General features: G+C 61.2%; 11 protein-coding genes. 4 read left to right on the forward strand and 7 right to left on the reverse strand.

Going from position 1 to position 14,342, the window contains the following annotated elements:
- Window positions 1-42: 42 nt before the first annotated feature.
- The 7 genes from BLT85_RS11655 to bioB form a co-directional block, all read right to left on the reverse strand.
- Window positions 43-1,848: a phenylacyl-CoA dehydrogenase gene (locus tag BLT85_RS11655; protein WP_093394895.1), complete on the reverse strand. Its 1,806-nt coding sequence runs from the start codon at window positions 1,846-1,848 to the stop codon at window positions 43-45.
- Window positions 1,849-2,141: 293 nt separating this feature from the next.
- A complete protein-coding gene (locus tag BLT85_RS11660; protein WP_093394898.1) occupies window positions 2,142-2,450 on the reverse strand; it encodes a hypothetical protein in 309 nt (102 codons plus the stop codon).
- Between the two features lie 64 nt (window positions 2,451-2,514).
- Window positions 2,515-3,195, reverse strand: coding sequence for a dethiobiotin synthase (gene bioD, locus BLT85_RS11665; RefSeq protein WP_093394901.1), 681 nt, complete (start codon window positions 3,193-3,195; stop codon window positions 2,515-2,517).
- Window positions 3,196-3,214: 19 nt separating this feature from the next.
- Window positions 3,215-4,006: a malonyl-ACP O-methyltransferase BioC gene (bioC, locus tag BLT85_RS11670; RefSeq protein ID WP_093394904.1), complete on the reverse strand. Its 792-nt coding sequence runs from the start codon at window positions 4,004-4,006 to the stop codon at window positions 3,215-3,217.
- A complete protein-coding gene (locus BLT85_RS11675; RefSeq protein WP_093394907.1) occupies window positions 3,999-4,715 on the reverse strand; it encodes an alpha/beta fold hydrolase in 717 nt (238 codons plus the stop codon). Before BLT85_RS11675 ends, bioC begins: the two co-directional genes overlap by 8 nt.
- Window positions 4,708-5,880, reverse strand: a complete 1,173-nt coding sequence (gene bioF, locus BLT85_RS11680) for an 8-amino-7-oxononanoate synthase (RefSeq protein ID WP_093394910.1) — start codon at window positions 5,878-5,880, stop codon at window positions 4,708-4,710. The genes BLT85_RS11675 and bioF overlap by 8 nt, the downstream gene beginning before the upstream one ends.
- Before the next feature lie 124 nt (window positions 5,881-6,004).
- Entirely contained in the window at window positions 6,005-7,051 is a 1,047-nt protein-coding gene (bioB, locus tag BLT85_RS11685; RefSeq protein ID WP_093394913.1) for a biotin synthase BioB, read from the reverse strand.
- Between the two features lie 87 nt (window positions 7,052-7,138).
- Here bioB and BLT85_RS11690 point away from each other — a divergent pair, with 87 nt between their 5' ends.
- From BLT85_RS11690 to mscK, 4 genes are all read left to right on the forward strand, one after another.
- Window positions 7,139-7,849: a ComF family protein gene (locus tag BLT85_RS11690; RefSeq protein ID WP_093394916.1), complete on the forward strand. Its 711-nt coding sequence runs from the start codon at window positions 7,139-7,141 to the stop codon at window positions 7,847-7,849.
- Window positions 7,850-7,954: 105 nt separating this feature from the next.
- The gene (locus BLT85_RS11695; RefSeq protein ID WP_093394919.1) at window positions 7,955-8,935 is read left to right on the forward strand and encodes a serine/threonine protein kinase; all 981 of its coding nucleotides are present in this window, start codon (window positions 7,955-7,957) and stop codon (window positions 8,933-8,935) included.
- A gap of 87 nt (window positions 8,936-9,022) precedes the next feature.
- The gene (locus BLT85_RS11700; protein ID WP_093394922.1) at window positions 9,023-10,825 is read left to right on the forward strand and encodes an acyl-CoA dehydrogenase; all 1,803 of its coding nucleotides are present in this window, start codon (window positions 9,023-9,025) and stop codon (window positions 10,823-10,825) included.
- A 143-nt stretch (window positions 10,826-10,968) separates the two neighbouring features.
- The gene (gene mscK / locus BLT85_RS11705; protein ID WP_093394925.1) at window positions 10,969-14,304 is read left to right on the forward strand and encodes a mechanosensitive channel MscK; all 3,336 of its coding nucleotides are present in this window, start codon (window positions 10,969-10,971) and stop codon (window positions 14,302-14,304) included.
- The last annotated feature ends 38 nt before the right edge of the window (window positions 14,305-14,342 follow it).

Below are 14,342 nucleotides of genomic sequence, written 5' to 3' on the forward strand. Positions count from 1 at the left end.
GGTTTCCCGGGGCGGCTTTCGTGTCACCACTTCAAACCGGCATCAGTAGCCCAGCGCGAAGTTTTCCTCATCCATGGCCATCAGGTTGTCGGCACCCGACAGAATGGCATCCACATGCATGCGGGTACGCGGCAGGATGCGCTGGAAGTAGAAGCGCGCAGTCTGCAGCTTGGCTTCGTAGAACGCCTTGTCTTCGGTGCCGGCAGCCAGCTTCTCGCCAGCCACACGAGCCATGTCCGCCCAGAAGTAGGCCAGGCAGGCGTAACCCGAGTACATGCAGTAGTCGACTGCGGCCGCGCCAACCATCTCGCGGTCCTTCATCGCTGCCATGCCGATCTTCATGGTCAGCTCGCCCCATTCCTTGTTCAGCTGCGCCAGCGGACCAACCAGTTCCTTGATCGCCTCGTTGCCTTCGTTGGCCTGGCAGAACTTGTGAACGATCCTGGTGAAGCCTTTCAGCGCTTCGCCCTGGCTCATCAGAACCTTGCGGCCCAGCAGATCCAGCGCCTGGATGCCGGTGGTGCCTTCGTACAGCATGGCGATACGCGCGTCACGCACGTTCTGCTCCATGCCCCACTCGGAGATAAAGCCATGGCCACCATAGATCTGTACGCCGTGGTTGGCTGCTTCGAAGCCAACTTCGGTCATGAACGCCTTGGCGATCGGAGTGAGGAAAGCCAACAGAGCATCAGCCTGCTTGCGCTGTTCTTCGTCCTGGCTACGGCTGACGATGTCGACCTGCTTGGCCGTGAAGTACACCATCGCCCGGTTACCCTCGGCGAAAGCCTTCATGGTCAGCAGCATACGACGTACGTCAGGATGCACGATGATCGGGTCAGCCGGCTTGTCTGGCGCCTTCGGGCCAGTCAGCGCACGCATCTGCAGACGCTCACGAGCGTACTTGATGCCGCCCTGGAAGCCGATTTCAGCGTGAGCCAGACCCTGCAGAGCAGTACCCAGACGGGCCGTGTTCATGAAGGTAAACATGCAGTTCAGGCCCTTGTTCGGCGGCCCGATCAGGAACCCGGTCGCGCCGTCGAAGTTCATCACGCAGGTAGCGTTGCCGTGGATACCCATCTTGTGTTCGAGCGAACCGCAGTTGACTGTGTTGCGCTCGCCCTTGTTGCCCTCGGCATCGACCAGGAACTTCGGCACGATGAACAGCGAAATGCCCTTGGTACCGGCCGGAGCGTCCGGCAGACGTGCTAGAACGATATGCACGATATTGTCCGACAGGTCATGCTCGCCGGAAGAAATGAAGATCTTGGTGCCGGAGACCTTGTAGCTGCCATCGGCCTGCGGCTCGGCCTTGGTGCGCAGCATGCCCAGGTCAGTACCGCAATGCGGCTCGGTCAGACACATGGTGCCTGTCCACTCGCCGGATACCAGCTTCGGCAGATAGGCGTGCTTCTGCTCGTCGGTACCGTGCGCTTCGATGGTGTTCATGCAACCGTGGGAAAGGCCCGGATACATGCCGAAAGACCAGTTGGCCTGACCGACCATTTCGCTCATGGCCAGGCCCAGCGACTCCGGCAAACCCTGACCGCCATGATCCGGGCTGTGGGTCATGCTCGGCCAGCCACCTTCCACGAACTGCTTGTAGGCTTCCTTGAAGCCGGTCGGCGTCGTTACGCCCTCGGGTGACCAGGTGCAGCCTTCGATATCGCCGACACGGTTCAGCGGGGCAATGACCTGTTCGCAGAACTTGGCACCTTCTTCCAGGATGGCGTTGACCATGTCAGGAGTCGCGTCTTCGCAGCCTGGCAGGCTGTTGTAGTGCTCTTCGTAACCCAGCAATTCGTCGCGTACAAAACGGATGTCACGCAAAGGAGCCTTGTAGTCTGGCATGGTGCTCGACCTCAACTAATCAGGAATTTTCTAGTGCAGCCGGCGGCTACACGATTTGCTGCGGCGCAGCGAATTCAAACAGACGTTTGAAACTTACGTTTGCAGCAGGCGAATGTCAAGCCCTGGTGAATGACTCGTCATAACGAAGACCGTAGCTGCGGACGATTGGCCCGGATGCGAGCGCGCACCGATCCGAGCATGCACGGCACCGTTCAGCATTCGACAGGATAGAGGAAGTACGAAAGGATTAACTCGAGAGGGAATACCACCGCCCCGCCGAAACGGGGCGCTGGTCAGGCATTGACGTCGAGGAGCGTGCCGAGCACTTCGCTTGCGGTATCAATGACCGCGGCACCGGCCTCGACTTCCTGGCGGCTCTGCTGCAGCGCAACGAGATTGTCCACCAGATTGACTGGACGATTACTGTCGACCTGCGTCGACGAGGCAGCCTGGCCAGTAGCCGGCTGGACCGGAACCGATGGTTTCGCCGCCGGATCAGCGGGAACGCCTGCACGGCCTATTTCCGCGGCAGCGGTGTTGGCGCGGTATTGGCCCTGGCGGACCGTGTTCAAGCCGGAGGACATCAGATCAAGGGTAGCCATGGTGCTTGCCTCGGTAGTGATCGCCTTTATCTAAGCATACAAAATGGCGAAGCGCCATCACCCGTCAGATTAGCGGCGTCAAATCAAGATGATCGGCAACCCGCTCAGCAGAAGGTGATTCGAGCCAGGGCACCACGCCCAGACACGGCGCTTTGATCAGACGTTGCAGTGTCGCGAGGTTTTCCTCCGGCCGGCTCATGTCAGGGTCGACCCGATTGGCAACCCAGCCCGCCAGTTGCAAGCCGTCCGCGGCGATCGCTTCGGCGGTGAGCAACGCATGATTGATACAGCCCAGACGCATCCCCACCACCATGATGACCGGCAGGCGCAGGGCTGCGGCCAGATCAGCCAGCGTTTCGCTGTCATTGAGCGGGACGCGCCAGCCTCCGGCGCCTTCGACCAGCGTCAAATCGCGGCCGAGCTCGAACACGCGCTGACAACCCTTCACGAGGGTGTCGCGGGTCAGAACGGTCCCCTCTTCCACCGCTGCGATGTGCGGCGCGATCGCCGCTTCGAGGGTGATGGGGTTGATCAGTCCGTATTCGAGTCGCGGCTCGCACTGTGCCTGCAACGCAAGCGCATCTTCATTGCGCAGGCCTTCGCCGGTACGTTCGCAGCCTGCCGCGACCGGCTTAGCCGCTGCGGTGGTCATACCGCTCAGCCGTGCCTTGTGTAGCAGCCCGGCGGAAATGGTGGTTTTGCCGATTTCGGTATCGGTTCCGGTTACGAAATAGATATTGCTCATGGTACGTATCGTCTTCCCGTCAGCGGGTGGGGCCTTTGCGCAGTATCACCTGCGCTACATCGTATGTGGCAGGCAAACCCTGCCCGGTTCTGAATGCTTCGTAGGCTTCGGTCAGTGCGCGCAGGCGTGAGCGGCCCGTAAGCCCGCCTGGCCGTCCTGCATTGACGTTATGCGCGCCGATTGCCTTGAGCTCTCGCGTCAGGTCGGACAACTGCTCATAGCAGAGCACGTGGCGCTCGACTTCGCAGTGCCAGAAGGTGAAACCCGCCTGGCAGAGGTGGGCTTGCAGTGTTTCGAGCGTCATGAATCGATTCACGTGGACGAACCCGTCGACGGTGGTCCAGGCATCTCTCAGCTCGTGCAACGAAGCATCGAGTAGCGTGTTGAAAGCCAGATAGCCGCCTGGGCGCAGGGCGCGCCATGTCTCGTGCAGAGCCTGCTGGAGATCAGAGCACCACTGCAAAGCGAGGCTGGAGAAGATTAGGTCCTGCGAGGCATCACGCAGCGGCAGACGCTCGGCATCAGCGGCGACCCAGCGGGTATGGTCGCTTTGCCGGCAAGCGTAGCGCAGCATGCCTTCGGCGAGATCCAGCCCGCAAACCGAAGCGCCATAGCGCGTTTCCAAAAGCCGGGTAAAGTGGCCGGTGCCGCATCCCAGATCCACGACATCGGCCGGAACGAACCGGTCGGGCAGTCGATGCATGAGATTGCGACCTACCGTTCGCTGGAAGGCAGCGGCCTGATCGTAGGTCGCGGCAGCGCGGCCGAACGAATCGGCGATCCGCCGCTTGTCCAGAATGGCCTCAGACATCACGCGCCTCGACGAACTCGGCGATCCGCTCGGCAAGCCACATCGGCTGCTCTAGCGGCAAGGCATGACTGGCGTCCGGATGTACGGCCAGCTCGGCTGTGGCATTGCAAGCCTCCAGCCGCGTGGCCGCGGTTACCGGGACCAGGGCGTCGCGCGCACCCAGGCAATGCATGACCGGCCCACTGGCGTCACGCAACAGCACCCGGTTATCCAGAATGCCGAGAACCGCCAGCATATGCAGCCTCTGCTCAGGATCACGATCATCCCAGACCAAGGAGCGTGCCAGCGTGCGTCGCTGCTCGCTACCCTGAGTCACCAACAGACCAAACCGCTTGTGAGCTTTCTCTGACTCGTACCGATATTCGTTGTAGAAGTTTCTGAATGTCTCGCGCGACATCGCTTCCGGCCAGTCCTCGCGGGTCACGAAACACGCGTTGCTGCAGACGGTTATCACCGCGGCAAAGCGATCCGGGAAGCGCCGCATGAGCTGCAGCGCCAACATACCGCCAAGTGACCAGCCGACCAGAATTCCGGGCGGCGTCGACTCGGCCAGCGCGGCCAGATCCTGCTCCAAAGTGCCGAGAGTCATTACCGGCAACTTCTTCGCGCTAACACGCGCCTGCGGCATACGCTCCAACAGTGCCGAACGCAGCGGATCGAGCGAGGCGGCAGCGAGCGACCATCCCGGTAATAACGTCATGTCAGTCATGGGACTCCGGCAGGCTGGCTACGGCCTGTTGCAGGGCTTCGAGCAGCCGGTCGATATCGGCGTGGGAATGTTCAGCACACAAGGTGACACGCAAACGCGAAGTTCCGCGGGGCACTGTCGGCGGACGGATTGCAGTGACCAGGATGCCGCGCTCACGCAGGGCCGCAGACAGCGCCAGCGCTCGCGCGCTGCTGCCGACCACGATCGGCTGGATCGGCGTGGAGCTGTCCATCAGCTGTAGCCCGATGGCTGACACGCCCTGGCGGAAGCGAGCGATGAGGCTGCCCAGGTGCTCCCGGCGCCAGCCTTCTTCGCGCAGTAATTGCAAACTGCGCAGCGTCGCGCAGGCCACCGCTGGCGGCTGGCTGGTGGTGTAGATATAGGGACGGGCAAACTGGATAAGCGACTCGACGAGATCGTCACTACCAGCGACGAATGCGCCAGCGGTGCCGAACGCCTTGCCCAGCGTGCCGATCAGCACCGGCACGTCATTCAGCCCGAGCCCGAAGTGCTCGACGATTCCGCCACCAGTCTTGCCCAGACAGCCGAATCCGTGCGCATCATCGACCATGACCCAGGCGCCGTGCGTACGCGCTGTGTCGCAGATGGCCGGCAACTCGGCGAGGTCGCCATCCATACTGAACACACCATCGGTGACCACCAGCGTATCGCCTTCGGCCTTGGCAAGACGACTTTGCAGACTGGCGACGTCATTGTGCAGGTAGCGGGAAAAACGCGCGCCGCTAAGCAGACCGGCGTCGAGTAGCGAAGCGTGGTTCAAACGATCCTCAAGCACCGTGCCGCCCTGCCCGACGAGCGCCGTGACAGTGCCGAGATTGGCCATGTAACCGCTGGACAGCAACAGCGCACGGGGCCGCCCGGTGAATTCTGCCAGCGCCTCTTCAAGCTCATGGTGCGGAGTGCTGTGGCCGACCACAAGGTGCGATGCGCCACCACCTGCGCCCCAGCGCCGCGCGCCCTCGGCAAACGCCTCGGTGACCTGAGGGTGATTGGCCAGGCCGAGATAATCGTTGCTGCAAAAAGCCAGCAACGGCTCGCCATCGACCATAACGTTCACGCCCTGCGGTGTTTCCAGCAGGGGACGCTGACGGTAAAGGTGAGCGGCGCGGCGTTCAGCCAGGCGGGAGGACAGATCGAAAGACATAGCACTCACACAGCGGCAAGCTCCAAGCGGCAAGCTGGCCGTGCACTATCAGGTTGCTCGGACGGGCAGACTCGACACGGCAGCAGGGCCGCTTGTAGCTTGCCGCTAATGGCTTGCAGCGGCGTTACACCGCCGCGTTCACGAACATCTTGCTGTCACGCTGCTCGACCAGTGCCTGCTCGATGGCAGCCTGATGAATCTCGTCATCATGTTCCTGCCGCTCTTCCGGCTTGATACCCAGGCGATCGAACAGACGCATGTCTTTTTCGGCTTGCGGATTGCTGGTGGTCAGCAGACGGTCACCATAGAAAATCGAGTTGGCGCCAGCGAAAAACGCCAGAGCCTGGGTCTGCTCGTTCATCTGCTCGCGCCCGGCGGAGAGACGCACATGTGATTTGGGCATCAGGATGCGCGCAACGGCCAGGGTGCGGATGAAATCGAAGGGATCGACGTCTTCCTCGTTCTCCAGCGGAGTACCCTTGACCTTGACCAGCATGTTGATCGGCACGCTTTCCGGATGCTCCGGCAGGTTGGCCAACTGGATCAACAGGCCGGCGCGATCTTCCAGGCTTTCGCCCATGCCGAGGATGCCACCAGAGCAGATCTTCATCCCCGCATCGCGCACGTAGGACAACGTCTGCAGCCGGTCGCCATAGGTGCGTGTGGTGATGATGTTGCCGTAGAACTCAGGCGAGGTATCGAGGTTGTGGTTGTAGTAGTCCAGCCCGGCCTCGGCGAGCGCTGAAGTCTGCTCCTTGGTCAGCTTACCGAGCGTCATGCAGGTTTCCAGACCCAGTTTGCGCACTCCACGGACCATCTCCAGCACGTAGGGCATGTCTTTCTCGGACGGGTGCTTCCAGGCAGCGCCCATACAGAAACGAGTCGCGCCGATGGCCTTGGCCGCTGCTGCCTCGTCCAGGACTTTCTGTACTTCGAGCAGCTTTTCCTTGTCCAGCCCGGTGTTGTAGTGCCCCGACTGCGGACAGTACTTGCAGTCTTCCGGACAGGCGCCGGTCTTGATCGACAACAGCGTGGACACCTGTACCCGGTTGGCATCGAAGTGCTGGCGGTGGACGGTCTGTGCTTGAAACATCAGATCGTTGAACGGTTGGCGGAAAAGAGCCAGCACTTCGGCCGGAGTCCAGTCGTGGCGGGTCACGGAAGCGGTCATCGATGAATCCTTGCGGTTTACTTGGGAACCGGTTTCGGTTCAGGCTATGGCCAGAGATAATAACGACGGCACGGAGGCTGTCAACCAATGAAGACGCGCGCGGTTTACAACTGGCTATTAAACATCCAATCGAAGCGCTGCATGCTGTGTCTCGCTAGCGCCGATACCGGACGCGAGCTGTGCCATGCGTGCCATCTGGATCTGCCATGGCTAGGCCCGCACTGCCGGGTCTGCGCGCTGCCGCTGCCTAACGAAGGGCAGCTTTGCGGGCAGTGCCAGACCAGCCCGCCAGGCTTCGCTCGCGTCATCGCTCCGTTTCGCTATGCATTTCCTCTCGATAGCCTTATCCCCGCATTCAAATATCATCAGCAGTTCGCGTTCGGCCGCCTGATGGCCGAGCTTCTGGCCGAAGCAATAGCGGCTGAGTACGACGATGCTGGTCCCGTCGAATGCCTGGTCCCGCTTCCACTGCATCATCGCCGGCAGGCCCGTCGTGGGTTCAACCAGGCAACCGAATTGGCCCGACCAATCGCCGGTGCATTGGGGCTGCCCCTGCTTCCGAAAGCCTTGCAGCGGGTGAAAGCCAGTGAAAGTCAGCTGGGGCTCGCAGCAGCGGATCGTCGCCGTAACCTGCATGACGCATTCCGCTGTCCGGCTGCCCCTCTGATCGAAGGCCGCCATGTCGCGCTACTCGATGACGTGGTCACCACCGGCGCGACAGTGCGAGCGGCCAGTCGCACCCTGCTGGAGGCCGGCGCGCGCGAAGTCAGCGTCTGGTGCGTCGCGCGCACACCCTAGCCGTTGCAGGCGCCGACCATGACGCAGTCCATCCACTGCTCCAACACGGTGTCCGGATGTATGCCACCATATACATAATCAAAACCGGCCAGAGCGGAGCTGAACATGGACACGCAACATCCTTTTGCCCTGCTTACACCCGACGCCGTGCTGGACGCGGTTGAGTCGCTCGGCTATCTCAGCGACGCTCGCATCCTCACGCTCAACAGCTACGAGAACCGCGTATTCCAGGTCGGCATCGAGTCCGCGCAACCGTTGATTGCGAAGTTCTACCGGCCCGGCCGCTGGACGGATGCCTCGATCCTGGAAGAGCATCGCTTCAGCCTGGAACTGGCCGAGCGTGACATCCCGGTAATCCCGCCGATGCAGATCGACGGCCAAACCCTGTTCGAACACGCGGGGTTCCGCTTCAGTCTGTTTCGACGGTTCGGGGGACGCGCGCCCGAGTTCGACGACCCGGACCAGTTCCTGATGCTCGGCCGCTTGCTTGGTCGGCTGCATGCCGTTGGCGCGATGACTCCGTTCGAACATCGCCCTGCGCTGACCCCGCAGACGTTCGGGCGTGACAGTATCGCCACGCTTGAGCGCGTTGACTGCGTGCCCAATAGTCTCAAACCCGCCTATTTTTCGGTTGCCAAAGATCTGATCGATCGGGTCGAGGCAATTTTCAGCGACGTGCCCTTCGAGCCGATCCGCCTGCACGGCGACCTGCACCTGGGCAATCTGCTGCTGCGTGACGACCTGTTGTACATGGTCGATCTGGACGACTGCCGCTCCGGCCCGGCCATGCAGGATCTCTGGATGATGCTGTCCGGCGAGCGCGACCAGCGCCAGGCACAGCTGTCAGAGCTGATCGACGGCTATAACGAATTTCATGATTTCGATCCGCGTCAGTTACCGCTCATCGAGCCGCTGCGCAGTCTGCGTCTGGTGCATTACAGTGCTTGGCTCGCCAGCCGCTGGGACGACCCCGCATTCCCGATGCATTTCCCGTGGTTTGCCAGCGAGCGCTATTGGGCCGATCAGATCCTGACATTACGGGAACAGCGGGCTGCGCTGGATGAGCCTGCGCTTCGGCTGTTCTGATCCGGGTACATAAAAGAGATCAATGGCCGTTCTCAGTCACAGAGCGAACACATACACTGCCGGGCGTTCAATTCAGAGGTTCATGCCATGACCGATATCCTTCCTGATGCCCGCAACCTGGCCTTCGAACTCTACGAAGTCCTGGATGCCGAAGCACTCACCCGTCGCGAGCGCTTCGCCGAGCACAACCGCGAGACCTTCGACGCAGCGATCAATACCGCTCGCAACATTGCGGAGAAGTACTTTCTGCCGCATAACCGCAAGAGCGACGAGCATGAACCTCAGTACGTCGACGGCGCAGCCGAACTGATTCCCGACGTCAAGCCGGCAGTGGATGCGTTCCTCGAAGCCGGCTTTCTGAATGCCACCCGCACCTTCGAACAAGGCGGCATGCAGTTGCCGACGCTGTTGTCACAGGCCTGCTTTACGCAGTTTCAGGCCGCCAATATTGCGACTTCCTCCTACTGCATGCTGACCATGGGCGCGGCGAACCTGATCGAGAACTTCGGCAACGAAGAGCAGAAGCAACGCTTCCTGCAGCCGATGATCGAAGGCCGCTTCTTCGGCACCATGGCACTGACCGAGCCGCATGCCGGCTCGTCCTTGTCGGATATCCGCACCCGTGCCGAACCCGCCGACGACGGCAGCTATCGTCTGAAGGGCAACAAGATCTTCATTTCCGCGGGCGATCATCCGCTGTCGGACAACATCGTGCATATGGTGCTGGCTAAGCTGCCCGATGCACCGCCCGGCGTGAAGGGCATCTCGCTGTTCATCGTGCCGAAGTTCCTGGTCAACGATGACGGCTCGCTGGGCGAGCGCAACGATGTGACCCTGGCCGGCCTGTTCCACAAGATGGGTTGGCGCGGCACCACCTCCACCGCACTGAACTTCGGCGACAATGGCAACTGCGTTGCGTATCTGGTGGGCAAGCCGCACCAGGGGCTGAACTACATGTTCAGGATGATGAACGAGGCGCGCATCGGTGTCGGCATGGGCGCGGTGATGCTCGGCAACGCAGGCTACAAATACTCGCTGGACTATGCGCGCAACCGTCCGCAGGGTCGCCTGCCCGACGGCAAGGACCCAAGCAGCGCACAGGTATCGATCGTCGAGCACACCGACGTCAAGCGCATGCTGTTGACCCAGAAAGCCTATGTCGAAGGTGGATATGACCTGGGTTTGTATGCCGCGCGGCTGTTTGACGACACCGAGACCCTGGAAACCGAAGAGCAACGCAAGACTGCTCTGGAGTTGCTCGACCTGCTCACGCCGATCGTCAAGGCCTGGCCCTCCGACTACTGCCTGAAGGCCAACGAGCTGGCTATCCAGATTCTGGGCGGTCATGGTTACACCCGTGAGTACCCGGTCGAACAGTACTATCGGGACAACCGGCTGAACCCGATCCATGAGGGCACCAACGGCATCCAGTCGCTCGACCTACTCGGTCGCAAGGTGGCGATGAACAACGGCGCCGCGCTCAAGCAGCTGTCCGGCCTGATCCAGAACACCTGCAGCCGTGCCAGCGAATTCGAATCCCTGAATGCACTACGCGAGCCGCTGGAAAAGCTCCACGCACATATCGGCAAGGTGACCCTGGCACTGCTCGGCGAGATGGGCCAGGGCAAGGTCAATCAGGCGCTGGCCAACTCGGCTCTGTATCTCAACGCGTTTGGCCACATGGTGATCGGTTGGCGCTGGCTGGAACAGGCGATCCGTGCAGAAGAAGGCCTTGCTCGCGGCAACGCTGTCGACAGCGATTTCTACCGCGGCAAGTTGCAAGCTGCGCGTTATTTCCTGACCTGGGAAGTGCCAGGTTGTCATCATGCATTGACCGTGCTGGAAAACCGCGACGCCACGTGTCTGGACATGCAGGACAGCTGGTTCTGATCGAAATGTGACCAGGATCACGTTTCGTACATCTCATCAGGCCACCTCCGGGTGGCCTGATACATTTTGACGCTTTTCCCTTGCTTCCCAATCCATTCGGGGGCGAATACCCTTCTGCCCTTTTACCCAGCGGATCTTCCCCGATGCCTCGCGCTTTCACTCGCGTTCTCGCCTTTGTAGTTCTGTCGTTGCAGCTGATGCTCGCCCCCGGCGCACATGCGCAGGAAGCCTCCGCCGAATCCGAACTGGCCCAGGCGATGGAGCAGACCCGAACAGCCATGCAGGCGCTGGCTGACAGCTCACTGTCGGATACTGAGAAGCGGGACCTGCAGGATCTCTACCAGAACACGCTGAATTTCATTCAGCGCACCCAAAGCACCTACACCGATCTGGCTGATTTGGGCAAGCAGATCGAGCAGGCACCGGAACGCATTCGTCTGGCGCGCCAGCAGCTCGAAAGCATCCAGGCGCAAACGGCAGAGGAGCTGCAGGAGCGCTACAAGGATCGGGACCTGGCCGAACTCGAAACACTGATCGGCGACAAGGTCAGTCGGATGTTCAGCTGGCAGAACGAGCTGACAGCAGTCAACAGCGACTTGATTGCAGCGCAGACCCGCCCGGAGCGCACCCAGGCCAGTGTGTCGGCCAATCAAAGCCGGGAACAGCAGCTCAGCGAGCAGATCCGCAGCCTTCAACGTCAGGCAGATACCCCGCTGAACACTGCCCGGCTGGCAATGATGCGCGCCGAGCAACGGGCGCTCCAACGCCATAACGAGCTGCTACGCCAACGCCTGAACGCCAACAGCGTGCTGCAGGATCTGGCGATGCAACAACGCGATCTGCTGTCGCGACAGATCGCCGATCTGGAAGCGGAAATTCAGGTGCTGCAAGACCTGATCGACGCCAAGCGACGGACGCAGTCCGAGCGCACCGTCAGCGAGACGACCGAAGAAGTCCTTCAGGCGGGCAACCAGCAGCTGCTGCGTGAACAGGGCACTCTCAATCGGCGCCTCAGCGAGGAGCTGCTGCGGGCGACCAACCAGCTCGGCGAGCTGACGCGCAAGAACATCCTGACCAAACAGCAAATCGACAGCGTCACCCAGATCGAAAGCGCGCTTGATCAGCAGATCGGCGTGCTGGAAGGCAGCGTGCTGCTATCGCGCATCTTGCACCAGCAGAAAAAAGCGCTGCCTGATACCCGTCCCGACCTGACGTTGACCGACCAGATCGCCGACTTGCGTCTGCGCCAGTTCGAACTCAATCAGCTGCGCGATGAGATGACCAATCCTTCTGCGTATCTTGCGCGTTTGGTCAACCAGTTGCCGGAGGAGCAGCGCGAGTCGCTCCGCGCCGAGTTCGAGCGCGTGGTCAACAGTCGCATATCCCTGGTCGACCAGCTCAGCGCCAATATCAACACCCTGCTGAGCCTGGCGATCACCCTGCAGATCAACCAGCGCCAGCTCGAACAAACCAGTGGCGAGCTGCGTCGCACCATCGACGATCAGTTGTTCTGGGTAGCAAGCAACCGGCCGCTTGATCGGAGCTGGTTTCTCAACTTCCCGTCCCAGGCGCTCGCCCAGCTCGAGGCCATGGAGCCGGTTAAACAGCTGAAAATCATCGGCAATACCCTGCGCGACCATGCACTATGGCTCGCGCTTATCGCGCTGCTGGTCGGCCTGTACGTCTGGCGGCTGCCCCATCTTCGACAGCAGCTGCGCCAGCTGCATGAAGATGTCGGTCATTTCCGGCGTGACAGCGTCCGCCATACGCCCAAGGCGCTGCTCCTGACCGCAGTCATGATCATTCCGGTGCCACTGGTGCTCAGTGGGCTCGGCCTGATCTTCACTCGGGGCGAGGAACCCGCCATGCCGGGCCTTGGGCAGGCGTTGAGCCAGCTGGCGCTGGCCTGGTTCATGCTACACCTGGTGTACCGGGTGTTCGACCCGAGCGGCATTGCCACCCTCCACTTTCGCTGGGATCAGGATCTGGTCGACCGGCTCCACCGGCTCGTGCGCCGCGGGGCATGGATCGTATTGCCAATGGTAGTCGTCGTGGCGCTTGGCGAAACCCGCCCGGAGCAGTTGATCGACGACGTCATCGGCCGGCTTACACTGCTTATCGGCCTGGTCCTGCTGGCTGTCCTGTTGGGACGCATGATGCAGCAGAGCCAGCCGCTGTACAGCTCCAAGGTACTTCACGCCAGCGCCTCGCTGGTGCTGGTTCTGGCTCCACTGGCGGTCGCCGGGCTGCTGGCCTGGGGTTACAACTACACCGCGATAAAACTGACAGACCGTTTCATCGGCACGCTCTATCTGATCATCCTCTGGATGCTGGTGGAGGGTTCGGTGATGCGCAACCTCAACGTGGCCGGGCGCCGCCTTGCCTATCAACGCTCGCTGAACAAGCGCCAGGCGCCACAACCGCGCGAAAGCGTGGACAGCGAGGTATCGGTGGAAATCCCCGAGATGGACATCCAGCAGATCAACCAGCAATCACTGCGCCTGGCGCGCATGGGTCTGGTGATCCTGTTCGGTGTACTGGTGTACTTCACCTGGTCTGACCTGATCAGCGCCGCGTCATACCTGCAGTCGGTGACGCTCTGGGAATACAACGCGGGAACGGCCGAAGCACCGGTCATGGCTCCGATCACCGCTGGGGATATGCTTGGCGCGCTGGTGATCATCGTGCTGATGCTGTCATTGGCCCGCAACCTGCCCGGCCTGCTCGAAATCATGGTGTTGTCACGCATGGACCTGCGCCAGGGCAGCAGTTATGCCATCACCACCCTGCTGAGTTATGTGATCGTCGGCGTCGGCCTGTTTTCGGCCCTGTCGACGCTCGGGGTCAGCTGGAGCAAATTGCAGTGGCTGGTAGCCGCCCTCGGTGTCGGCCTGGGGTTCGGCCTACAGGAGATTTTCGCCAACTTCGTCTCGGGCCTGATCATTCTGTTCGAGCGTCCGGTACGAATCGGCGACGTCGTCACCATCGGCAACCTGTCGGGCACGGTGAACCGGATACGCATCCGCGCGACGACCATCACCGATTTCGACCGTAAGGAAATCATCGTCCCGAACAAGACCTTCGTGACCAACCAGTTGATCAACTGGTCGCTGAACGACACCATCACCCGGGTAACCGTGATTGTCGGTGTCGCCTATGGGTCTGATCTGGAAAAAGTGCGCGAGCTGCTACTGAACATTTCCGACTCGAACCCCCGGGTACTCAAGGACCCGGCGCCAATGGTGCTGTTCCTCAGCTTTGGTGACAGCACTCTCAATCACGAGCTGCGCATCCACGTGAAGGAACTGATCGACCGCAACCTGTCGATCGACGAGATCAACCGGGAAATCGACCGCCAGTTCCGCGAACATGGCATCGAGATCGCCTTCCGCCAGATGGATATCAATCTGCGCAACAGTGAAGGACTCGAGCGGCTGATCGTCAGCAAGCGCATCGAAGGGCAGCAGCCCTCCGCCTGACCCGCGCAAATGCCCCGACGCCGGCTTGCGGCGCCGGG

Origin of the sequence: Halopseudomonas xinjiangensis, assembly GCF_900104945.1 — a bacterium.
Lineage (GTDB): Bacteria > Pseudomonadota > Gammaproteobacteria > Pseudomonadales > Pseudomonadaceae > Halopseudomonas > Halopseudomonas xinjiangensis.